This window comes from Acidithiobacillus marinus, from assembly GCF_002847505.1.
GTDB classification, from domain to species: domain Bacteria; phylum Pseudomonadota; class Gammaproteobacteria; order Acidithiobacillales; family Acidithiobacillaceae; genus Acidithiobacillus; species Acidithiobacillus marinus.
The window spans coordinates 17018-32456 of sequence record NZ_MXAV01000039.1 but is presented as its reverse complement, the minus strand read 5'-3'; the positions used below and the strand labels follow the sequence as shown (position 1 = coordinate 32456).

General features: G+C 53.5%; 12 protein-coding genes. 7 read left to right on the top strand and 5 right to left on the bottom strand.

All coding sequences use genetic code 11. The features are described from left to right. Positions 1-53 precede the first annotated feature (53 nt). Positions 54-1268 carry an ISL3 family transposase gene (locus B1757_RS10595; RefSeq protein ID WP_101536405.1) on the top strand — a complete coding sequence of 405 codons (1215 nt, stop codon included), beginning with the start codon at positions 54-56 and terminating at the stop codon, positions 1266-1268. Here B1757_RS10595 and B1757_RS10590 read toward each other — a convergent pair. From B1757_RS10590 to lptF, 4 genes are all read right to left on the bottom strand, one after another. Continuing rightward, the gene (locus B1757_RS10590; protein WP_101538280.1) at positions 1226-1588 is read right to left on the bottom strand and encodes a hypothetical protein; all 363 of its coding nucleotides are present in this window, start codon (positions 1586-1588) and stop codon (positions 1226-1228) included. The genes B1757_RS10595 and B1757_RS10590 overlap by 43 nt on opposite strands. Before the next feature lie 33 nt (positions 1589-1621). After that, positions 1622-3613 (bottom strand): dynamin family protein, encoded by a 1992-nt coding sequence (locus B1757_RS10585; RefSeq protein ID WP_101538279.1) that lies wholly within the window; start codon positions 3611-3613, stop codon positions 1622-1624. Between the two features lie 119 nt (positions 3614-3732). Further along, positions 3733-4806 (bottom strand): LPS export ABC transporter permease LptG, encoded by a 1074-nt coding sequence (gene lptG, locus B1757_RS10580; protein ID WP_101538278.1) that lies wholly within the window; start codon positions 4804-4806, stop codon positions 3733-3735. After that, positions 4803-5924 (bottom strand): LPS export ABC transporter permease LptF, encoded by a 1122-nt coding sequence (lptF, locus tag B1757_RS10575; RefSeq protein WP_101538277.1) that lies wholly within the window; start codon positions 5922-5924, stop codon positions 4803-4805. Before lptF ends, lptG begins: the two co-directional genes overlap by 4 nt. A 108-nt stretch (positions 5925-6032) precedes the next feature. Here lptF and B1757_RS10570 point away from each other — a divergent pair, with 108 nt between their 5' ends. The 6 genes from B1757_RS10570 to nadC are packed head-to-tail and all read left to right on the top strand — an operon-like array spanning position 6033 to position 14072. After that, positions 6033-7532, top strand: coding sequence for a leucyl aminopeptidase (locus B1757_RS10570; RefSeq protein WP_101538276.1), 1500 nt, complete (start codon positions 6033-6035; stop codon positions 7530-7532). Position 7533: 1 nt separating this feature from the next. Then, positions 7534-7974: a DNA polymerase III subunit chi gene (locus B1757_RS10565; protein WP_253253813.1), complete on the top strand. Its 441-nt coding sequence runs from the start codon at positions 7534-7536 to the stop codon at positions 7972-7974. A gap of 16 nt (positions 7975-7990) precedes the next feature. After that, positions 7991-9040 (top strand): hypothetical protein, encoded by a 1050-nt coding sequence (locus B1757_RS15830; RefSeq protein ID WP_253253812.1) that lies wholly within the window; start codon positions 7991-7993, stop codon positions 9038-9040. Between the two features lie 9 nt (positions 9041-9049). Next, positions 9050-11878, top strand: a complete 2829-nt coding sequence (locus tag B1757_RS10555) for a valine--tRNA ligase (protein ID WP_101538275.1) — start codon at positions 9050-9052, stop codon at positions 11876-11878. A gap of 2 nt (positions 11879-11880) precedes the next feature. Then, the gene (nhaA, locus tag B1757_RS10550; RefSeq protein WP_101538274.1) at positions 11881-13248 is read left to right on the top strand and encodes a Na+/H+ antiporter NhaA; all 1368 of its coding nucleotides are present in this window, start codon (positions 11881-11883) and stop codon (positions 13246-13248) included. Then, complete coding sequence (gene nadC, locus B1757_RS10545) at positions 13245-14072, top strand: carboxylating nicotinate-nucleotide diphosphorylase (protein WP_101538273.1); 828 nt, start codon at positions 13245-13247, stop codon at positions 14070-14072. Before nhaA ends, nadC begins: the two co-directional genes overlap by 4 nt. A 15-nt stretch (positions 14073-14087) precedes the next feature. On the opposite strand, the gene B1757_RS10540 is transcribed toward nadC, so the two are convergent. Then, a complete protein-coding gene (locus tag B1757_RS10540; protein WP_101538272.1) occupies positions 14088-15323 on the bottom strand; it encodes a hypothetical protein in 1236 nt (411 codons plus the stop codon). Between the last annotated feature and the right edge of the window lie 116 nt (positions 15324-15439).

The following is a 15439-nucleotide window of genomic DNA, read 5'->3' as shown; positions in this document are numbered from 1 at the left end:
GGGTAGGGGGTAGAATGCTGTGGAGCGGTCGTGCCCTGAATTGGAGTTAGCTGATGGTCCCTGAAGAGCTGTTTTCTCTCGCGTTAGGATTGGTTCCGCCGTGGTTGGTGGATCATGTGACTTTCACGGTGGAGGAGAAACGCCTGGATCTGCACATCAACTTTCCCAAGGGTAGTCGCTTTGCTTGCTCCGTCTGTGGTGAGGAGTGTCCGGTACATGATACCCGTGACCATACTTGGCGGCACATGGATTTCTTCCAGCATGAAGCCTATCTCCATGCCCGCGTACCTCGTGTGAAGTGCCAGGAGCATGGAGTGCATCAGATATCTGTTCCCTGGGCACGGGAAGGCTCGCATTTCACCCTGCTCTTCGAAGCGCTGATCATGACCCTGGTGCGGGAGATGCCGGTATTGACCGTAGCCCGCCTAGTCGGCGAGACCGACACGCTCCTGTGGCGGGTGATTGACCACTATGTGCCAGAAGCCCGTACCAGAGTGGATATGGCCCATGTCCATGCCGTCGGCGTCGATGAAACCAGCAGTCGGCGCGGCCACGACTACATCACGCTCTTCGTGGATCTGGATGCCCGGCGACTCTTGTTCGCTACTCCCGGCAAGGATGCCAAGACCTTTGAGAGATTCTCCGCAGATCTACAGGCCCATGGTGGTAGCGCGGAAGCGATCACCGATGTGAGCATGGACCTCTCGCCGGCCTTCCAGAAAGGGGCTGCCGAGCACCTGCCCAATGCGGAGATCACTTTCGATCGTTTTCACCTCATGAAGCTCGTCAACGAGGCCGTGGACGACGTGCGCAAGGGGGAAGTCCTCACTCAGCCAAATCTCAAAAAGACCCGCTGGCTCTGGCTCAAGAACGATTGCAACCTCAAGGTGAAGCAGAAAGAAAAGCTGCAGGCATTACTCAAAGACCAGAACCTCAAGACGGCGCAGGCCTACCAGTTCCGCCTGACCTTTCAGGACATCTTCACGATCAAGAATCGCCATCAGGGGGCTACCCTCTTGAAAGCCTGGTTGGAAAACGCCAGAACCAGCGATCTGCCGCCTATCGTCAAGGTCGCCTACACCATCATGAATCACTGGGATGGCGTGCTCCGATGGTTCGAGAGCCAGATCACCAATGGAATTCTGGAAGGTTTCAACAGCCTCATTCAATCCGCCAAGGCCAAGGCTCGGGGTTACCGCACGCACAAGAACTTTATCAACATGGCCTACCTGATCCTGGGCAAGCTGGATCTCAGGCTACCCACTTGAAATGACGAGGAACCCTCAATCACATCCTGACGGGGTCCGCCAACTGACAGAATGCGGACGTAATCCTCCGCGTTCTTTTGAACACCCACCCATACCAGCGAAGCTTTTAGACGATTAGCCAAAACGTCTGTCATCTGCCGCATCGTTGAAGAGAGCTCAAGGGTCAAAGAATCGCCCAATAATCGATTCACTTCCTGCAAAGCCGTCTGCAAAGCCAATTGTGCTTTCAGTTGCTTGTTAGCCTTACGATTTTTAACAAGCGCATGATAGGTAAAAAACAAACCGAAAAGCAGCAACAGAAGCAGAAGTATCTTCAGCATAAAAAAGTTTCCGCTTGTTTTACGCAGATTTTTTTAAGACGAAAAAACTTCAGCATGATTTTTCTGCGGAACTGCATCTCTACTATCTATCTGCAGCAGGGTACAGAGCGAGGCATAAGTTTCATTGAGTGCAGACAAATTATCCTCTTTAACTTTGCGCTGCAGGCTCAGGGACTGAATACGCGGCTGGATATTGGCCGATGAGTCGACGATAGATTCCAGGGCTGTCAATTTTTCCCGGGACTGGGTGGCAAAAAGCTCGAGCTGCCGGTTCATCAGGTCAAGAGATTCATTGACCCACTGCTGTAAATCCTTCCGGGTTTCCCCGACAAAAGCTTCTACTTGTTGGGCCAAAGAGAAAAAAGCCTTGCGCACTACGGATCCCTGGGTGGAGGCCGCTATTTCCAGGCGTTTGCCAAAACGTTCATAACGATCCGCCATCGCCAGCAGCTCTGCCCGGCGGGGTAAAATGGCATAGGGCATGGTATCCAGCTTGGGTAAGCCATATTGCTGTTCCAGTATTCGATAAGCGTCCAGCATCAACGCCGACAGGCGATTGGCACGTTCCAAGGCATTATCAAACTGAGCGATGGTTTCCTCAAAAAACTTCGAGAATCGTTCGTAGATGCCCACGGTAGTCCAGGCTGCCAGCAATTCCGCGCGGGCAGAAGCGACAATCTGATCGAGTTTTTCCAGAGAAAGCGCCTGCAACAACCAGGTATTGGCAGATTCCAGAAATTCTTTTTCTTTCATAATGAAGGTATCACGATCCCCAGCGAAAGTGCGCATCAGTTTCTGCTGTCTTTCCAGCAGACGGGGCAATTGCTCTCCCGTTTGCGCCTGCAGACGCTCCATGCTTTCAATTTCACTACAGAGATTTTTAACCTGCTCTTCCAGGAGCACCCGCTGATCAATGACCACCCGATTGATCAACCTTTGTGCACTGGCTAGAATGGCGGCTCGCTTCCCAGGGATCAAAATTTCTGCGATAGCACTTTCCAAATCAGCCAACCCACTACGCGTACACAAATCCTGCTCATGGCGAATTCGCCCCAACAAACCCTTTTGTGCTGAAGCAGCAATGACCTGCTCCAGATTCAAGCCCAAATGCTTCGCGGTTCTTTCCCGCTGCTTTCGAATAGCCTCGGCTTCTTCTTCAGGTGAACGCAAATCATCCCAGAGGGTATCCACCTTATTAAGCACAACCAATTGATTGTGCATTGTGCTGCGCCCCAAAGACTGTTCCCATATAGCCATATCGCTCTGGGTCACGCCAGAATCAGCGCTCAGCACAAATACTAAAGCGTCAGCGCCTTTGGCAGCTTCCAGCCCCAAATCAGCCTCACTGCCAAGAGAATTCAGACCTGGGGTATCCAGGATAACCAACCCCGCTTCCAGAACTGGATGTTCCCATTGCAATAACGCATAGCGCCATCGGGAAATTTTCACCTTGCCGTCACCACAAGAGCTGCAATGCGTAGTCTCGTTTTGCTCACCAAATGCCTTGACTTGCGCACACAAGCCATACCTGCGGGCTTCTTCCAGAGGCACGCAAAGGGTTTCTGTCAGTTGCGCCATTTTTTCTGTACAGTCCTTTCGGTCTTCAGGGTCCAGCAAAGAAAACGTCCAAAGATCACGAATTTTCTTAAGCTTTTCGACAGAATCGTGGAGCGTCCGACTACGAATAGGCAACAGCTGCAACGAAGGAGTCTCGTGGCTGTAGGTGATTTCGACCGGGCACATGGTCGTTTGACCAGGGCCGGAAGGCATTAACCGCGCGCCCAAATCTGAAAAAAACAGGGCGTTGATCAGTTCTGATTTCCCCCGGGCAAACTCGCCAAAAAACGAGATACGCAGTTGATCGCTGGCAATCTCCCGAGAAAGATTATCCATACGCAGCATGGTGCCGCTGGGAAGAATTTCCAGGTCTACGGAGAGCTTGGCAATTTGATGTACAGCATTTGCGATTTGCAAGCGCCATTGATGATAATCACGCAAACGCTCAACAAGCAAAGGCAGGGACATGTTCATCTCTCCATACAAGCCATAAATCTACTGATACTGGCTTAGCTGATTCCGGTGAAACTATACCATTATAATGTAAAGTTCTCGTGCCACAATCAAAATAGGCTTAAATTTTTTAGCTAGGCCATGCGGTGCAAAAAAAAGGCAATAAAAGCAAACAGTGCAATCGGCATGATAGTAGCAATGGAGGGACTAATACCTCCTGACACACTGATATAACCTGACATCTCCGTCAGAAAATGGAAACCCAGCCCAAGTATCAGACCAGCCATAATCCGCGCGGCCAGACCACCTCCCCGAGGGTTTCTCGTAACAAAGGGAACCGCAAGTAAAATCATGATGAGCCCTACCCACGGATAACTCAGCCGTTGCCAAAAGGCTAAAGCGAAGCGGTTCATTTTAAGTGCTCCCGTCTGGAGATTCTGATAGTTATGCCAAAGCGTCGGCAGAGTCATGGTGCGTGTCGGATGCGCAAAGCTGCTCAGCGTGGAAGGCGTGAGCGCCATGTTCCAAAGCTGGCTTTGCAGATGGTGCATGCGTATCTGATCCGGGGTGATACTGGCAATGACCACATTTTGCAGAACCCATTGATCACCTACAAAGTGGGCGGCGCTGGCGCTGGTCAGAGTCTTCAGTTGTACCATGCCCGGACTCAGCGAAACCATATGTAGGCCCTGTAAAGATTTGCCATCATTCCCCACAGCGCCGATCTGGATCAATTGATGATTGCTGCGCAACCAGAGCCCTTGCTCTCCCATATTATGAAAGCCGACACCAGGCTGACTGGCATTGGCCCACATGGCTTCGGCAGCGGGTGCCGTCACCGGAATCACCCACTCCCCCAGTACAAACATGCACAGGGTGCCTATCAAACCCACCAGAAGCAGGGGTTGTTCCAGACGCCACAATGACCAGCCGGACATCCGCAGGGCGATGACTTCCGAATGCCCACTGAGAATACTTATCCATATCAGGGTGCCGAGCAATAACGCCAGGGGGATGACATCATAAGCCACATCCGGTAGTTGCAATGCCGCATATTCCATGAGCCTTGCCATGCTCCAGGTCCCATGCCCGGGTCCCGATGATTTGGCAATCAACTGGGCGACATAGACCAAGCCCAGCAGCAGCAGCAACACAATGCTGCTGTACGCCAGTAAGCCCTTAAACAGCAGTTGATCGGCGCGCTTCATGAAAACCCCTGTCGAAACCATATGGGAAGCAGGCCAAGATCCCGATTCCTGCGCCAGAAGGTGTAAAACGACAATGCCCCGATAACGAATACCACCCAGAAAAACCCCGGATACAGAGGCATTTTTCCCGCCATCATGTGCTCCTTGAAATAAATCAGGATATTGTTGATCGCCAGCAAAAAAAGAACTCCCAGCAACATACCCCCCGCCCTGCCACCTCCGCGCGGGTCACTGTAAGCCAGCGGTATGGCCAGCAACGCCAATAATGGCAGGGCTATCGGCCAAATCAGCCGCCATTGCAGTTCGGTAACCGCATACCGCCGGTCAGCGTCATGAAAGTGGTGCATTAAGGTTGACAGAGAAGCACTATCCCAATTGATACCACCGGCCTGATTGTTATGTGTGGCGGCATTGTCTAGCATCACCCGATAACGGGTAAAAGACAGCACCTTGAAACCATCCTGTCCCGGCTGCCCCAGATAACGCTGACCATCAATCAGCACCAGACTGAGCCCGCCGTGATCATCCGGAATGATTTCACCGTAGGCTGCCGAAGCCATATCCGAATGCTTGCCATCAGCAATGGACAAAAAGATTTCATGATAGCGGTGGGTATTTTTGCCCATAGCTGAACCTACGTATATCACCCTCCCCCCCGGCAAAGAGGTAAAACTGCCCGGCTGAAGCATGGCTTCGGCGGCAGCATTGGCGAGCCGCTCGGATTCTGCCTGAAGCGTCCGCTGGGCTGCGGGCGCCCAGGATAAGGAAAGTATCAGTTCCAGGCAAAACACCACACCCACCACGAGAGCCACTCCCGGTAACAAGCCAGCTAGCCCCGTACCCGTACTGCGAATAGCGACCATTTCGTTGGATCGATAGAGATTATTAAAAACCAGATAGACCGCAAAAAAGAAAGCAAGAGGCAAAACAGTGACCAGCAAGGTAGGCACGGCCAAACCCAGAAGTTGTAGCACAATGGGCAGGGGCAACTGCCCGGAAGCCACCTGTTTCAGGAGCTGGGTCAGCTGACCAATGGCTAAAATGGCCAGTATGACCAGACAGGTCAGCAGAAAAGTGACCGTCACATTACGAATAATCTGCCAGCGAATGCGGGTCATGAGAGATTCTCTTGCCGAACACGTCTTGATTTGGGACGGCCTTGGGGCTTACTTTGTACACCATCGTTCATATATGTTCCTCATACACAGATTATCAGGAGATTTGCCGTGGAGATAGCCATTCACAACCATAACCCAAGTGCCGACAAACAGGATTGCATTATTGTCGGTGTTTATGAACAAGGCATCCTCAGTCCGGCAGCCACCCTGGTCGATGTGGCCAGTGCAGGAGCCATCCAATCATTTCTGGCGACCGGAGATTTCACAGGCCAATGCGGAGAAACCCAAATACTCTATAAACTTTCTGGTCTGGCTGCTCCACGGGTGATGGTGCTCGGCCTGGGCACCCACGGCAAGATGAGTGACAGCAAATTTTGTAAGGCTATTCAGGGTGCCAGTAAAGCTCTGCGTCAGGCACAAATAGTCCAGGCCAGCTTTTATCTGCTGGACACCCCTGTAGCCCGTCGCTCTCCCGCTGCTCTCAGTAAAATCCTGGTACAAACAGTGATGGACAGTGATTACCAGTTTGACCATCACAAGGAGCCTTCAGAAAAGCCTCGCCGCAGCCTGAGCCAGCTCCATCTCCATTTAGCGGGCAGTGCTGAAGAGGAAGCAGCTGTCAAACAAGCCTGCGCTGAAGCCCAGGCTACTTCCCGAGCCGTAGCTTGGGCCAAGGATTTGGCCAATGAACCCGGCAATGTCTGCACGCCCACCTGGCTGGCTGACCAGGCCCAAAACATGGCTGAACGCACCGGCATTAAAAGTACCATTCTGGGGCCCGATGCCATGGAGGCCTTGGGTATGCGGCTGTTACTGGGTGTGGCCCAGGGATCCCGGCAGGAACCCCGTCTGATCATTCTGGAATACTGGGGTGGTTCGGAAGATCAGGCACCCATTGTCTTTGTGGGTAAAGGCCTGACTTTTGACGCTGGCGGCATCTCCTTGAAACCCGCTGATAAAATGGATGAGATGAAATATGACATGTGTGGCGGCGCTTCTGCTCTGGCCGTTATTCAGGCTGCCGCCGAGCTGAAACTGCCTCTGAACATCATTTCGGTCGTTCCCGCGTCAGAAAACCTGCCCGACGGTCAGGCCACCAAACCCGGCGATATCCACAAGAGTATGAAGGGATTGACAGTAGAGATCATCAATACTGACGCCGAAGGTCGTCTGATCCTCGCTGATGCCCTCACCTATGTAGAACGCTTTGAACCTGATGTCGTCATTGACATGGCCACCCTGACCGGCGCCTGTATCGTTGCCCTGGGCCATCAAACTGCCGCCGTTCTGGGCAATAACGAAGGTCTGGTTCATGACCTGATCCACGCCGGTAAGGAAAGCATGGATCGCGCCTGGGAGTTGCCCCTGTATGATGAATACCAGGATCAACTGAAAAGTGCTTTTGCCGATCTTTCCAATGTTGGTGGCCGGCCGGCGGGTACGATCACGGCAGCCTGTTTCCTCTCGCGTTTCACCGAGAATTATCATTGGGCGCATCTGGATATTGCCGGAGTTGCCTGGAAAAGCGGTGAAAACAAGGGGGCTACCGGGCGTCCGGTTTCCTTGCTGGTGGAGTATCTGCTTCACCGGGTCCGTCAAAGCGCCTGAAGTGGTGCAGATTGCCCACAAGACAGCTTCCTTCTATGATTTACCAGCAACTCTGCTGACGCCACAAGAGCAGTTACGCGCCATTTGTCGCGTGATTAACAAGGTCTGGCAAGTTGTCGGGGAAGCAGATATTCTTTGTGACAATCTGGAAGCCGCCCAGAGTGTGGATAACATGCTCTGGATTTTTCAGGCAAATGCTTTCATTCCGCATGGATTGGGTGCTGGCAATGCTGTGCGGATACATTACCAAGACCCCTGGCCGGATTTTTGTAAAGTTGCAGTATTTTGTAACCTGCAAAAGCTGCCTGTAACGTTACCCGAATCAGAAAGGCTGGTAGATTTTATTCCGGTCTCACCCGTTGCCAGAGACCAGGCCAGAGAACGTTATAAGCAGTTGAAAAGTCTTGGATACACTTTGCAAGTACATGCCCTGGAAGCCTGAGCGGAGAAAAATCGCCATGAACCATAACCGTAAGGAACCCGTGCTCGAAGAAGCTCTGGAAGAAAACGAAGATGCTCCCCTGCTGCTCACCAAGATGGTCAGGGAAGGATTGCCGCCGCCGCTTTGGCGACATGAAGAACCCGCAGAACCCGTAGAACCGGCTAAATCCCAAAGCCAGCAATTCGCAGAAAATCCGGGTAATAAAGCGGCGCCCACTGAAAATACCTTCGCGATGCAATGGGAAGAGGCACAATCGCCTGCTGGGGCTGTCACACATCCTGCGGCGGCTCCTCACCATACCCAAAGCACTGCATACCTCCAGGATTCAGAAATTACGCAACCCTCCAAAACCCCGAAAGATTTTGAAGACAACGACCTGGAAGCCGCGCTTGCACGGATGCGTGAAGGACTCAGTCAGTTTACCGCATCGAAAAGTGAAACAGCTGCAGACGAAAACATGAGTGCTGCTGTTGAGCCTCCTGTTTTCGGTATAGTGAGCGATAGGCTGAAGCCTGCCCTGGAAGACAGTGAATCAACAAGCTCTCTGACCAGTCCTGAAGATCAGGAGCCGGAGCCCTTACCCACTGATCATGCCGACCCGGATGAAGCGGTCGAAACGACGACCTTATCAGCGGCCAAACAAGAAGATCCCGACCCAGTATCGGTTGCCCCCACAGCAGAAAAAACGCCGGTAGAATCAGTTTCTCCAGAGCCAGAAAACCCTGTTGAAGCGTCTGAAGAAACTGCTCGGATTACGGCCCATAGCGCCCATGATCCGGCTCTCGAAAAAACTGCTTTTGATCTCGACTTCCTGAAGGAGTTTGAGCAGTTATTATTTCAAGAAATAGAAAGACGGGTCATGAACGAAATGGAAGAGCAGATGATCGAACATCTGCAGAAGGTCTGGAAAGAACAATTAAGTCTGACCATGATGCGTACTCTAGCCTTGGAAGGGATCAAACTGCGGGAAAGTCTCGCCCAGGAGATGCGCAAATCTCTTCCAGAAATCCTCCAGCGCGTGCTGCATAATGGCCTGGAACAAATCATTCCCACCGAAGCTGACTGATGAAGGCTCATGACTGACCATTTAGACCGCCCCTTTGCCCCCGCCGAGATTGAAGCCGCCTGCTACCTACGCTGGGAAGAACTTGGTGTCTTTCAACCGCATTCTGGCGCAAAGCCTTATTGCATCATGTTGCCACCGCCCAATGTCACCGGCACCCTGCACATGGGCCATGCATTTCAGGATACCCTCATGGATATTCTGGTTCGGGTTCACCGGATGCGTGGTGAAGAAACCCTCTGGCAGCCCGGCACAGATCACGCCGGCATTGCCACGCAAATGCTGGTGGAACGCCAGATTGTCAGTGCCGGTGGCGACCGGCATCAGATGGGCCGCAGTGCTTTTCTGGATAAAGTCTGGGAATGGCGACATCATTCCGGAGGAAATATTACCCGGCAGATGCGACGCCTGGGTGCTTCCTGTGATTGGAGCCGGGAACGCTTCACCCTCGACAGCGGTCTTTCCCGGGCGGTTACCGAAGTGTTTGTTCAGCTCCATGATGAGGGATTGATCTATCGCGGCAAACGTCTGGTCAACTGGGACCCGGTCCTGCGCACTGCGGTCTCTGACCTGGAAGTCCTGAGTGAAGAAGAAGATGGATTTCTCTGGCATATCCGCTATCCACTCAGTGATGACAGCGGTTCTCTGGTGGTCGCCACTACCCGCCCGGAAACCCTGCTGGGCGATGCCGCCGTGGCCGTCCATCCCGACGATCCGCGTTATGCATCCCTGATCGGCAAAACCCTGCGCCTGCCCATCATGGGCCGCGAGATTCCCATTATTGCCGACGATTATGTGGATCCCGAATTTGGCTCGGGCTGCGTCAAAATCACCCCGGCCCATGATTTCAATGACTATCAGGTGGGTCAACGTCATCATTTGCCGCTGCTCAATGTATTCACACCTGAAGCCCGCATTCGCGCGCAGATGGAAGTGTTTACCGGCTCCGACATTACCGAAACCACTGCCGAAGCCATTCCCGAATCCTTGCAGGGTCTGGACCGCTATGCTGCCCGCAAACAGATCATTGCCCAGCTGGAAGCCGAAGGTCTGCTGGTTAAAACCGACGCCCACAAACTGATGGTACCCCGTGGTGATCGTTCTCAGGCGGTTATCGAACCCTACCTGACGGATCAGTGGTATGTGCGGGTGGCGCCATTGGCCGAGCCCGCCATCAAGGCCGTGGAAGAAGGCCGCATTCGTTTTGTCCCCGAAAACTGGAACAAAACCTATTTTGACTGGATGCATCGCATTGAAGACTGGTGTATTTCCCGACAGCTCTGGTGGGGTCATCAGATTCCGGCCTGGTATGGTCCGGACGGGAAAATTTTTGTGGCCCGTCATGAAGACGAGGCGCAGAGCCAGGCGAATCGTCATTATGGTGTGCCGGTGGTGCTGGAGCGCGATCCGGATGTGCTGGATACCTGGTTCAGCTCGGCGCTATGGCCATTCACCACGTTGGGATGGCCGGAGAAAACCCCGGATCTGGCGCGTTTTTATCCGGGCAGCGTCCTGGTTACCGGCTTCGATATCATTTTTTTCTGGGTAGCGCGCATGATCATGATGGGTCTGCGCTTCATGGATGAAGTGCCTTTCCAGGAAGTGTATATCCATGGTCTGGTGCGCGATGCCGAAGGTCAGAAAATGAGCAAGTCCAAGGGCAATGTGTTGGACCCCATAGACCTTATCGACGGCATCAACCTGGAGGACCTTGTCAGCAAGCGCACCCAGGGACTGATGCAGCCGCAAATGGCCGCCAAAATCGAAAAATCCACCCGCAAGGAGTTCGCCGAGGGCATTCCCGCTTTTGGGACCGACGCCTTGCGCTTTACCTTTACCGCACTGGCGACCCAGGGCCGGGATATCAAATTTGACCTGAAACGCGTCGAAGGCAATCGTAATTTCTGTAACAAGCTCTGGAATGCCTCCCGTTTTGCCATGATGCAGGTACCAGAAACAGGATTGTTACAGGGCGATCAGACCCTGATGGCCCCGGAACGCTGGATCATCGGCCGCCTGCAGCATTGCGAGGCCGCTGTGAACCATGCCATTGACCAATATCGCTTTGCCGATGCCGCCCATGCGCTCTATCAGTTTTTCTGGAACGACTACTGCGACTGGTACATCGAACTGTGTAAACCCGTGTTGCGGGCAGAAAGTACTTTCACGGCCGCCCAGCAATGCGGCACCCGCAACACCCTGCTGCGGGTACTGGAAGCAGGATTGCGTCTGCTCCATCCGGTGATGCCTTTCATTACTGAAGAACTCTGGCAACGCGTTGCCCCCATGCTCGACAAAAGCGGGAGCAGCATTGCCCTGGCGCCCTACCCGGTAGCCGACCTGCAGCGCGTAGACCCTGAAGCGGATGCCGATACGGAATGGCTGCTCCAGTTCATCCGTGCTGTGCGCTCAGTCCGTGGTGAAATGGACATTCCTCCGAGCAAATTATTGCCGGTCCTGCTCCAAGGTGGAGATGCCGAAGATCGTCGGCGTGCTGAAGACACCGCTCCCTGGCTATTTGCCATGGCCCGCTTGAGTAGCCTGGAGTGGTTGACGGACGGCGTGGAAGCACCACCAGCTGCTTTGCAGTTATTGGGTGATCTTAAAATTCTTGTGCCCCTGGCTGGAGTGATTGATGTGGGCGCAGAGCAGGCGCGACTAAACAAAGAGCAGCAACGCCTGGAATCTGATCGCAGCAAAACTTTAGCCAAGTTAGGGCAGGAAAGTTTTCGCAGTCGCGCCCCGGCGGAGGTCGTCGCCAAGGAGGAAGAGCGCCTACGGGAAATCGAAGCTGCCCTGCAGCAACTGGCCGAACAGGCTGCCCGCCTGCAACAACTGTGACAATGTCGGATAAACCATCCCGGCAGAATCATTACTACCCGCTGGAGATCCTTTTCGGCAAGGTTTTTTCGCCTTTCGAACAGTTTCTACGGCGGGCAACAGCGGGCGGCATCATCCTGATTTTCGCGACTGTCCTGACCCTCTTTCTCAGTAATTCACCCTGGCATAGCCAGTATCATCTCTTCTGGGAAAACCATTTTGGTATCCACTGGGGTCATTGGATCCTGGACCAGAGCCTGCATCACTGGATCAATGACGGGTTGATGGTGGTCTTCTTTTTTGTAGTAGGGTTGGAGCTGAAGCGGGAATTTCTGGTTGGCGAATTATCTTCGCTCCGGGATGCTGCTCTGCCCATTATTGCCGCCGGGGGCGGTATGCTGGTGCCAGCCCTGATCTATCACCAGATCAATCCCAGTGGACCGGCGGCCGAGGGCTGGGGCATCCCCATGGCGACGGACATCGCTTTTGCTATCGGCATTCTGGTGCTGTTGGCCTGGCGTATTCCCCGCAATCTGATTGTTTTTCTGACCGCGCTGGCTATTGCCGACGATCTGGGCGCGGTGCTGGTTATTGCTATTTTTTATACACCCTCTCTGAACTTGATCGCGTTACTCATTGCCGGTCTGCTCCTGCTGGGTCTGGTACTGCTCAATCAAAGCGGGGTGCGTAAAGTACTGCCCTACCTGATTCTGGGGCTACCCTTCTGGTACTTTGTCATGCTGTCCGGTATCCATGCCACCGTCGCCGGGATCCTGCTGGCCTTTACCATTCCGGCAAGAGGTCGTATCCGTCCTGATCAACTGGCCGATAGCCTCAGTGCGCGCAGCGAAAACCTGCGTGACACCATCATTCACAGCAAGCGTCTCGATCCTCTGGTCAATGGCAAACTGGCGGGGATCATTCAGAGTATTGAACACAGCAGTGCCGAAGCCATTGCGCCCCAGCAGCATCTGGAACATCGTATCCAACCCTGGGTGACTTTTCTGGTGATTCCCATTTTTGCCCTGGCTAACGCTGGCATCAACTTCGCGCACGTCAACAGTGGCATGTTACTCAGCCACGTCACCCTAGGCATTTATCTGGGTCTGGTACTGGGAAAATTTGCGGGAATTTCCCTGTTGAGTTGGTTGGCCATTAAAATCAAGCTCGCCCGTCTGCCTAGTGGAGTGCGCTGGCCGCATCTACTGGGGGCAGCCTGGCTGGCGGGAATAGGGTTTACCATGTCCCTGTTTATCAGTGATCTGGCCTTCAAGGATGCGCTCATGGTGGAAGAAGCCAAGCTGGGGATTTTGCTGGCCTCCCTGACGGCTGCCTGTATAGGACTGCTCTGGCTTTTTTGGGTCGGCAATAAAATCAAGGAGTTGGAATGATTCCTGAAGATCTATCGGATGTTGTCCGCCAGGCACTGCGCGAAGATATCGGTAGCGGCGATCTGACTGCTGCCCTGATTCCTGAGGGAAAAAGGCTTAGGGCGCACATTATCAGCCGGGAGCCCGGCATTGTCTGCGGACAACCTTATGCGACCGCCACTTTTGCCGCCCTGTCAGCACAATTACATGTGCATTGGCAGGTTGCCGAAGGGTCCGCCGTTATAGCCGATCAGGAGCTCTGCGTCGTTGAAGGTCCAGCCCGGGCGCTGCTCAGCGGCGAGCGCTGTGCCCTCAATTTCCTGCAGACTTTATCGGGTACGGCCACAGCGGTACAGGATTGTGTGGCATTACTGCAAGGCACTCGCACCCGTCTGCTGGATACCCGTAAAACCATTCCCGGATTACGTCAGGCACAAAAATATGCGGTACGGATAGGCGGCGGTCATAATCACCGGCTCGGACTCTTTGACGGCATCCTCATCAAGGAAAATCATATTGCCGCCTGTGGCAGCATTACGGCCGCACTCCACGCCGCTCAGGCTCTTGCCCCGGCCCTGACCCGCATCGAAATTGAGGTGGAAAATCTGGAGCAACTGGAAGAAGCTCTGGCCGCTGGTGCCGATATGATCCTGCTCGACAACTTCACATTGGAAAACCTCCACAAGGCTGTCCAGCGGGTGAATGGCAAAATTCCGCTGGAGGCGTCAGGTAACATGGGCTTGCATAACTTGGCTGCGGTGGCGGCCACCGGTGTCGATTTCATCTCCGTCGGCAGTCTGACCCGCAACCTGCAGAGTCTGGATTTGTCCCTGCGCTATTTTTGACAGGCCAGGAGACTTTCAGGCCCGGGCTTCAGCATCCAGACTGCGCAGAGTTTCGTCCGCCCCGGCTGCGGCGGTCAGGTCCGCTACATTTTCCTTGGTGAAAAAGCCCTGAAAACCGCCAAAGCGTTGCACATATTCAACAATCAGGGAGGAGTGTTCCGAAGCGCTGGAAAAAATCTGCTTCAAGCCTTCCTGCTCTGACCCAATCACCTGCAGGAGAAACTTCTGTCCGCAGTTTTGCAGGGCTTCCACCACGTAATCAATGTTGATCTGATTATTGGTATGACCATCCTGGACCCCTACTGCCAGATGATGCAGACGTGGTCCAAAATTGCGTACAAAGGCTTCCGTGGGAGAAGGTTGCCCGATCAGATGATTGCAGAAGTAGGGATGGTTCGCCGCTGTAAACACCTTGGCAGGGCTGTTCAGCACATTCTCGTAATGGACGCTCTTGGTGACATTGGTGGAAGAGTTTTGATCTGGAATATCGTAAGAACCCCAATAATAATAACTGGACAAGGTCAGATATTCGAGAATCGCCACCTCCCGGTTCTGGCTATATACCCGGGTGGCCAGATGATCAATGGGCAGCAGCAACTGATCCAGACCAAGCTTCTCCCGCATCAGCTTGGCCTGTTCAAAGGCCACTTGCATATCATCGCGAATAGAAGACAGGCCCAGAGAATACACCCGGATGTCATTATCAGGGCGTTCCCAGTAACCGACAATATTGTGGGTGTAGGGAGAGGGCTTGACGATGGCCATATTGCCCGGCAACTCCAGCTGCCGCACCTGCTCCTGGTTGAAAAAGCGGATTTCCCGGCTTTTTTGGACTTCCAGTACCTCATGGAGATTTTTGACCTGAAAGACTTCACCCATATAGCGGGAATTGGGGCGTTTGGCACCCACCGGATACACTTCATTCAGGCTGCGGAAGATACCATGCAAACCAGGATCCTTGACTTCGCGCACCAGTACATCGGGGGCGTTCATGTCAATGCGGAGAATATGGGTGGAATGCTGATCGGTTTCGAGGGTAACCAGATAATTATACGGTGTCATCAGACAAAGCTCATGGACATAGGCGGCAGAATGGCCCGGTTCCACGGTAATCATCAGAGCATCAATCCGGCCGATATTCTCGGTAAGCCCCTGACGATCCCGATCTTCCAGCAGTCGTCCCAACCATTCCTCAAAAAATGCCGAATTTTGCTTGTCGCCCTGCCGCTGGAAATCCATCGACGCTTTCATTGATTTTCTCCATCATCTCCGTCAGACCGCTTCAGTGTAACGCGGGGCAGATTTCTGCCCAAGCACTGCAACGATGACAGCAGAATGGCGCAACCATAATTGACAAGATACCGCTT